Origin of the sequence: Halomonas lysinitropha (assembly GCF_902500215.1) — a bacterium.
Classification (GTDB): domain Bacteria; phylum Pseudomonadota; class Gammaproteobacteria; order Pseudomonadales; family Halomonadaceae; genus Halomonas; species Halomonas lysinitropha.
This window is the reverse complement of sequence record NZ_CABVOU010000031.1, coordinates 142,883-149,008: the sequence shown is the minus strand read 5'-3', so window position 1 is coordinate 149,008 and position 6,126 is coordinate 142,883. Positions and strand designations below refer to the sequence as shown.

Below are 6,126 nucleotides of genomic sequence, written 5' to 3'. Positions count from 1 at the left end.
CACCCCACCCGGGCCTGACAACCCGACCTCACCCCAGCGCCGACCACAGGGTCACCCCGCCCCAGGCCACCAGCACGCCTCCCAGGGCGCGTCCCAGCCAGTGGCCAGCGGGGGCCAGTTTCTCCACCAGCACCCAGAGGGCCAGCCCGGCGATCCAGGCCAGGCTCATCACGCCCCCCACGAACAGCAGCAGCATCAGCACCCAGCAGCAACCGACGCAGTAGGCTCCATGGCGCAGGCCCATGGTGAAGGCGCCCCGACTGCCCTCACGCCACTCTGTCAACATGAAATCCAGCGGAGAGCGACAGTGGCGCAGGCAGGCGTTCTTGACTGGTGAGCACTGATAGAGTCCCGCACCGATCAACACCAGCCCCGCCATCCCCTGACTGGTCAGCGCCAGCATCGGCGACAGCAACGCCGCCCGCTGCAGGCCAGACTGCAGCAGCACCGCCACCAGGCTGAACAGCGTCCAGACGGCCAGATAGCCGGCCGCGAAGCTGCCCGTGGCCGCGGCCGGCTCTCCGCGGGCGCGCCTCCGCCGGGTCATCGTCGCATGGAGCAGAATCATGGGGGCGGCACTCGGCAGCATCATCGCCGCCATCATCAGCCCCCACATCAGCAGCATCAGCCCCGCCTCGAGGGGCGACCAGCCCCCTCTCGCCATGGGCATCAGCAGGGTCTCGCCGCGCGCCATCAGTGCCGCCTCGGCGATCAGGTAGCCCCAACAAAGGACGGTGACCAGGCCCAGCCCCCCGAGGACCCAGCGCCGATCGTGTTGCAGCAACCGCTCCAGCGAACTGGTCTCCATATCATCCGACCCCCTCGACAAGGGCGAGGAATCAAAGACTAGGCAGCGACCCCCTGCGGCGTCTGCACCACATGGGCCAGGGTGCTGTGCGATCCTCGGGTGCTAAAGGCCAGGTCGCCGGCACAGTCGATGTCGGCCGCCGCCACCTCGCCCTCGTGATGCTCGAAACCCGCCGGCATCACGACCCGGATACGATGCGTTTCATCGCTCACCGGATTGCGAATCGGTACCACCCGCGAGTTCAGGATGCCGGGCATTTCGAGGTACGCCGTGCGTGCCGGCAGGTCAAACTCGAACTCGATCGGCGCACTGAGGGGGTCGTGCAGCCTCGCCACGATCAGGCTAAAGATATGGAAGAGCGTCCCCTCATCGGAGTGCTCCCCGGAAAGGATCGCAAACAGCGCCTCACGCTGCTCGGGGGTGGCACGCTCGTCGATCAGCGGCTGGGCATCCCCGCCACCCTCGTGCAATGGCCCGGGAAACTTCACCACGATGAAGAAACTCAGGCCATCGAGACGAGTCTCGGCGAAGTGGCCGGAGGTGATGCGCATGCCCAGGAAGCCCTGACACTCCCCCTGGGTAGGCGGCGCCATGAAGTCGCAGGGGCAGCCAAAAGCACAGTTGCAGTTCTTGAGCCAGTCTCCTTCGAGACGCCAGTCTTGGCGAGACATGATGGAATCCTCCTGCGTTGTTGGGCAACGACCGGTAGCCGGATCGGTCACCGGCCGGTGGAGGCTCCTTCCGGGAGCAGACCAACTTTCTCCCTGTCCCATGCAGTGTAGACACAACAAAGCCGGCCATGGAGGCATGGGAAGTTGCCCAACCCTAAAGGGCCTCGAGTTCCTACCCATAGCCTTGATGGCCTGCGATGACGACATCCTGCAATCACAGCAACGGATCGAATTGGTATCCGATAGTGCCGACCTGGAAGAGGTCTATAACACCGAGAGGCATCTCCTCTACGTGGCCTGCACCCGGGCTAGAGACCACCTTCTGGTCACCAGCGGTGACGAACCCTCAGAGTTCATGGATGACATGCTGTCAGCCACTTAGGCTCACTTCTTTAGCTTCTCGATCTCCTCGAGCAGCGCCTCCGCCTCCTCGGTCAGCGTGGCGTTGGCGCGCATGTCGCCGTTGCGGGCAGCCAGCATGGCCTGTTCGAGCTTCTGCTCGTAGGCCTTCTGCAGCTTCTTGGTGGGATCACTCTTGAGAAATCCGAACATGATCCAGGCTCCTGGGGGAAAACGTCCCTGCAGGTTACTCGCCTCGGCGGGAAAAGGCTATGCAACAGTTGTACAGGACTTAAATATCGTACATGAAACAAACGAGGCCGCTGCTTGCCGCAGCGGCCTCATCGTATCCGAGGGGACGCACCCGGGTCAGGTAGCAAGCGACATCCAGACGCTCTTGAGGTCGGAGTACTCCTCCAGGGAGTGATGGGACTTGTCACGGCCGTTGCCGGACTGCTTGACCCCGCCGAAGGGCATGGTCTGGTCACCGCCGGCCCAGTTGTTGACGAATACCTGCCCAGAGGCCAGCCGACGGGTCACGCGCATGATGCGGTCGATGTCCTGGCTCCAGAGCCCGGCAGCGAGGCCATAGTCGCTGTCGTTGGCCATGGCGATGGCCTCTTCCTCGCTGTCGAAGCCGAACACCGCGAGCACCGGGCCGAAGATCTCCTCCCGGCCGATGGCCATCTGCGGCGTGACGCCATCGAACACCGTCGGGGTGATAAAGAGTCCGGGGGAGTCGAGCGCCTCCCCTCCCACTCTCAGTCGGGCACCCTCCTCCACCCCGCGGCGAATGTAGTCGAGAATGCGGCGGTGCTGCGTCTCGTCGACGATCGCCCCCATGAAGCTCTCGGGGTCGAGCGGATCACCGGGCTGCATCCTCTCGGCGGCGGCCAGCACCTTCTCGACAAAGGCCTCGCGGATCGAGTTCTCCACCAACAGGCGCGAACCCGCGATGCACACCTCGCCCTGGTTGTGGAAGATCGCCGCCGCCGCGTGCTTGGCGACGCGGTCGAGATCCTTGCAGTCGGCGAAGACGAGGTTGGGGCTCTTGCCGCCGCACTCCAGGTAGAGCTTCTTCAGGTTGGACTGGCCGGCATACTGCATCAGCTGCTTGCCGGTGGCGGTGGAGCCGGTGAAGGAGAGGCAGTCCACCTGCATGGAGAGCGCCAGGGCCTTGCCCACGGTGTGACCGAAGCCCGGCAGCACCTGGAAGACCCCGCGGGGAAGGCCCGCCTCCCTGGCCAGCTGAGCGAGGCGCAGGGCCGAGAGCGGCGACTTCTCCGAAGGCTTGAGGATGACGCTGTTGCCGGCGGCCAGCGCCGGGGCGATCTTCCAGGCGGTCATCATCAGCGGGAAGTTCCAGGGCACGATGGAGGCCACCACGCCCAGCGGCTCGCGCAGCACCAGCGCCAGGGCGTCTTCGCCGGTAGGGGCCACCTCGCCATAGAGCTTGTCGATGCACTCCGCCTGGTAGCGTATGCAGCCGATGGCTCCCGCCATGTCACCCAGCGAGCTGTTCACCGGCTTGCCCATGTCCAGGGTGTCGAGTAGCGCCAGCTCGTGCTTGTTGGCCTCCATCAGGTCGGCCAGGTGCAGCAGCACCTTCTTGCGCTTGCCAGGCGCCAGGCGCGACCAGGCGCCGCCATCGAAGGCCGCCCGGGCATGGCCTACCGCCAACTCGGCGTCAGCAGCGTCGCAGCTGGCGACCCGAGCCAGGCGCTCCCCGGTAGCGGGGTTGAGGGTCTCGAAGGTCTCGCCGCTGGCGGCCTCGACGAAGGCATCGTCGATGAAGGCACGCGACTCGAGGGTCAGGCCGGCAGCCAGGGCCTGCCAGTCGGTCAGCGTCTTGGGGGGTTCGGGACGGCTCATGCGGATCTCTCCTCGGGTTGCGGTTCATCGGCGACCCTAGGCGCCAGGCAACGAGCGGTCTCGTCCAGCGCCTCCCGGGCCAGGGTCACCAGGTCATCGATCTGTTCGCGGGTGATCACCAGGGGCGGGGCGATGATCATCGTATCACCCACCGAGCGCATCACCAGGCCATGGCGGAAGCTGATGTCGCGGCACAGGTTGCCAGCGGCGAGGGCCTTGTCGAAGCGCTCGCCGCTGACCGGGTCGATGATCTCCAGGGCCCCCATCAACCCCAGTGAGCGCGCCTCGCCGACGAGAGGATGGTCGGCGAGTGTGGCCCAGCGACGCGCCAGGTAGGGTCCCAGTTCGTCGCGGACCCGCTCGACCACGCCTTCGGCCTCCATGATCTCCAGGTTACGCAGGGCTACCGCGGCACAGACCGGGTGACCCGAGTAGGTGAAGCCGTGGAAGAACTCGCCGCCCTCCTCGATCAGGGTGTCGGCAACCCGGTCGCCGACCAGCACGCCGCCGATCGGCAGGTAGCCGGAGGAAAGCCCCTTGGCGATGGGCATCAGGTCGGGGGCGAGATCATAGTGGACGCTGCCGAACCACTCGCCCAGGCGACCGAAGCCGCAGATCACCTCGTCCACCACCAGCAGGATATCGTACTTCGCCAACACCGCCTTGACCGCCGGCCAGTAGCTCTCCGGCGGCATGATGGCACCGCCGGCGCCCTGCACCGGCTCGGCGATAAAGGCCGCGACCTTCTCCTCACCCAGTGCCAGGATTCGCTCCTCGATGGCCGCCGCGCACTGCCGGCCGAAGGCCTCGGGATCCTGGCCCTCGGGACGCCCCTCGCCAAACCACCAGGGCTGGCGAACATGGGTGATGCCGGGGACGCGAGGGCCACCCTGGTCGTGCATCGGCGCCATGCCGCCCAGGCTCAGGCCGGCCACGGTGGAGCCGTGGTAGCCGTTCTCGCGGCCGATCACCCACTGCTTGTCCGGCTTGCCCTTGAGTGCCCAGTAACGGCGCACCATGCGCAGCACGGTATCGTTGGCCTCGGAGCCGGAGCCGGTAAAGAAGACGTGGTTGAGGTGCGCCGGCGCCAGCGCACAGAGTTTCTCGGCCAGCTTCACTACCGGCGGGTGCGTGGTCTTGAAGAAGGTATTGTAGAAGGGCAGCTGGCGCATCTGCTCGGTGGCGGCCATTACCAGCTCCTCGCGCCCGTAGCCGAGGTTGACGCACCACAGCCCGGCCATGCCATCGAGAATCCGGTTGCCCTCGGCGTCATGAATGTAGACCCCCTCGGCACGCTCGATGACGCGGCTACCCTCCTCACCCAATGCCTTGAAGTCGGTGAAGGGGTGCAGGTGGTGGGCACGATCCAGTGCCTGAAGCGAATGCGGCATGATGCTCCTCCGAGTCGGGACGACGGCCTCAGGCGTCGACGGGTTGTGGCGAGATGCGGGCGACACGATAGGCCTCGCTGGCCGCGGCAAAGGCCCGGAACAGAGCGTCATGGAGCGGATGCTCGCGGGGCTTCCACTCGGGGTGCCACTGCACCGCCAGGGCGAAGCCAGGCGCACCGGCAACCGAGATCGCCTCGATCTGACCGTCCGGAGCCACGGCCTCGGCAATGAGTCCCGGCCCCAGCTCGGCGATGCCCTGCTGATGCAGGGAGTTCACACGCGCCCCCGATTCGGGAAAGATCGCGGCGAGGGGTCCACCCGGCACGATGGCGATGTCGTGGGCCGGGGCATATTTCGTCTCACGATCGCCCTCGGGCTCGCGATGGTCGAGCCGGCCGGGTATCTGCTGCAGGGCCTGATAGAGGGTGCCGCCGAAGGCCACGTTGAGCTCCTGGAAGCCGCGACAGATACCCAGCAGTGGCAACCCCAGGTCCAGCGCGGCGGGAATCCAGCCCAGAGCCGCGGCATCGCGATGGGGGTCATCCCGAGTGTTTTCCTGCGCACGGTCGGCGCCGTAACGCCGAGGCTCGACGTTGCTGTAGCTGCCGGTGAGCAGCAGGCCGTCGAGCGACGCCAGCAGCTCGCTCTCCACGGCGTCTTCCCATACGGGCAGGATCACCGGCGCCAGGCCGTGGTCGTGCAGAGCCGCCAGGTACTTGTCGGCGACCATGTGCGCGGGGTGACCTTCCACCTCACGGCGGCAGGCAATCACGCCTACCAGGGGTCGAGTGCGCATGGCGGTCTCCTCGAAACACGCATGATGATCGTTATGTTTGGCTCAACATATCGTCGTTGATTAAGCTTGCCAAGCCCTGATCATGCCCCGCCAGCGCTGATGATATGCAAGACACTGTTATTAGTATATTTAATAGGTATTTAGATGATGCAGCGACCCTCAACTTCCGCTGGCATGCGTAAAAGATTTGACAACACTGGCTTGGACTTCAAAGATGACAGCCATCGAACCATGACCTCAAGCCGACAG

At 65.6% G+C, this 6,126-nt stretch carries 7 protein-coding genes; 1 reads left to right on the top strand and 6 read right to left on the bottom strand.

The annotated features are described in order from the left end of the window. Nucleotides 1-28 precede the first annotated feature (28 nt). A complete protein-coding gene (locus HALO32_RS08795; RefSeq protein WP_151443406.1) occupies nucleotides 29-808 on the bottom strand; it encodes a DUF2182 domain-containing protein in 780 nt (259 codons plus the stop codon). A 38-nt stretch (nucleotides 809-846) separates the two neighbouring features. After that, complete coding sequence (locus HALO32_RS08790; RefSeq protein WP_151443405.1) at nucleotides 847-1,479, bottom strand: DUF1326 domain-containing protein; 633 nt, start codon at nucleotides 1,477-1,479, stop codon at nucleotides 847-849. On the opposite strand from HALO32_RS08790, the gene HALO32_RS18295 reads away from it, so the two are divergent. Further along, on the top strand, nucleotides 1,400-1,861 hold the full coding sequence (locus HALO32_RS18295) for a 3'-5' exonuclease (protein ID WP_407646835.1): 462 nt from the start codon (nucleotides 1,400-1,402) through the stop codon (nucleotides 1,859-1,861). The two genes, HALO32_RS08790 and HALO32_RS18295, sit on opposite strands and share 80 nt — an antisense overlap. A 2-nt stretch (nucleotides 1,862-1,863) precedes the next feature. On the opposite strand, the gene HALO32_RS08780 is transcribed toward HALO32_RS18295, so the two are convergent. From HALO32_RS08780 to HALO32_RS08765, 4 genes are all read right to left on the bottom strand, one after another. Beyond that, complete coding sequence (locus HALO32_RS08780) at nucleotides 1,864-2,031, bottom strand: DUF6435 family protein (protein ID WP_151443403.1); 168 nt, start codon at nucleotides 2,029-2,031, stop codon at nucleotides 1,864-1,866. 156 nt (nucleotides 2,032-2,187) lie between these two features. Beyond that, the gene (locus tag HALO32_RS08775) at nucleotides 2,188-3,690 is read right to left on the bottom strand and encodes an aldehyde dehydrogenase (RefSeq protein WP_151443402.1); all 1,503 of its coding nucleotides are present in this window, start codon (nucleotides 3,688-3,690) and stop codon (nucleotides 2,188-2,190) included. Next, nucleotides 3,687-5,081: an aspartate aminotransferase family protein gene (locus HALO32_RS08770; protein ID WP_151443401.1), complete on the bottom strand. Its 1,395-nt coding sequence runs from the start codon at nucleotides 5,079-5,081 to the stop codon at nucleotides 3,687-3,689. The genes HALO32_RS08775 and HALO32_RS08770 overlap by 4 nt, the downstream gene beginning before the upstream one ends. A gap of 28 nt (nucleotides 5,082-5,109) precedes the next feature. Further along, on the bottom strand, nucleotides 5,110-5,877 hold the full coding sequence (locus tag HALO32_RS08765; RefSeq protein ID WP_151443400.1) for a gamma-glutamyl-gamma-aminobutyrate hydrolase family protein: 768 nt from the start codon (nucleotides 5,875-5,877) through the stop codon (nucleotides 5,110-5,112). Nucleotides 5,878-6,126 lie beyond the last annotated feature (249 nt).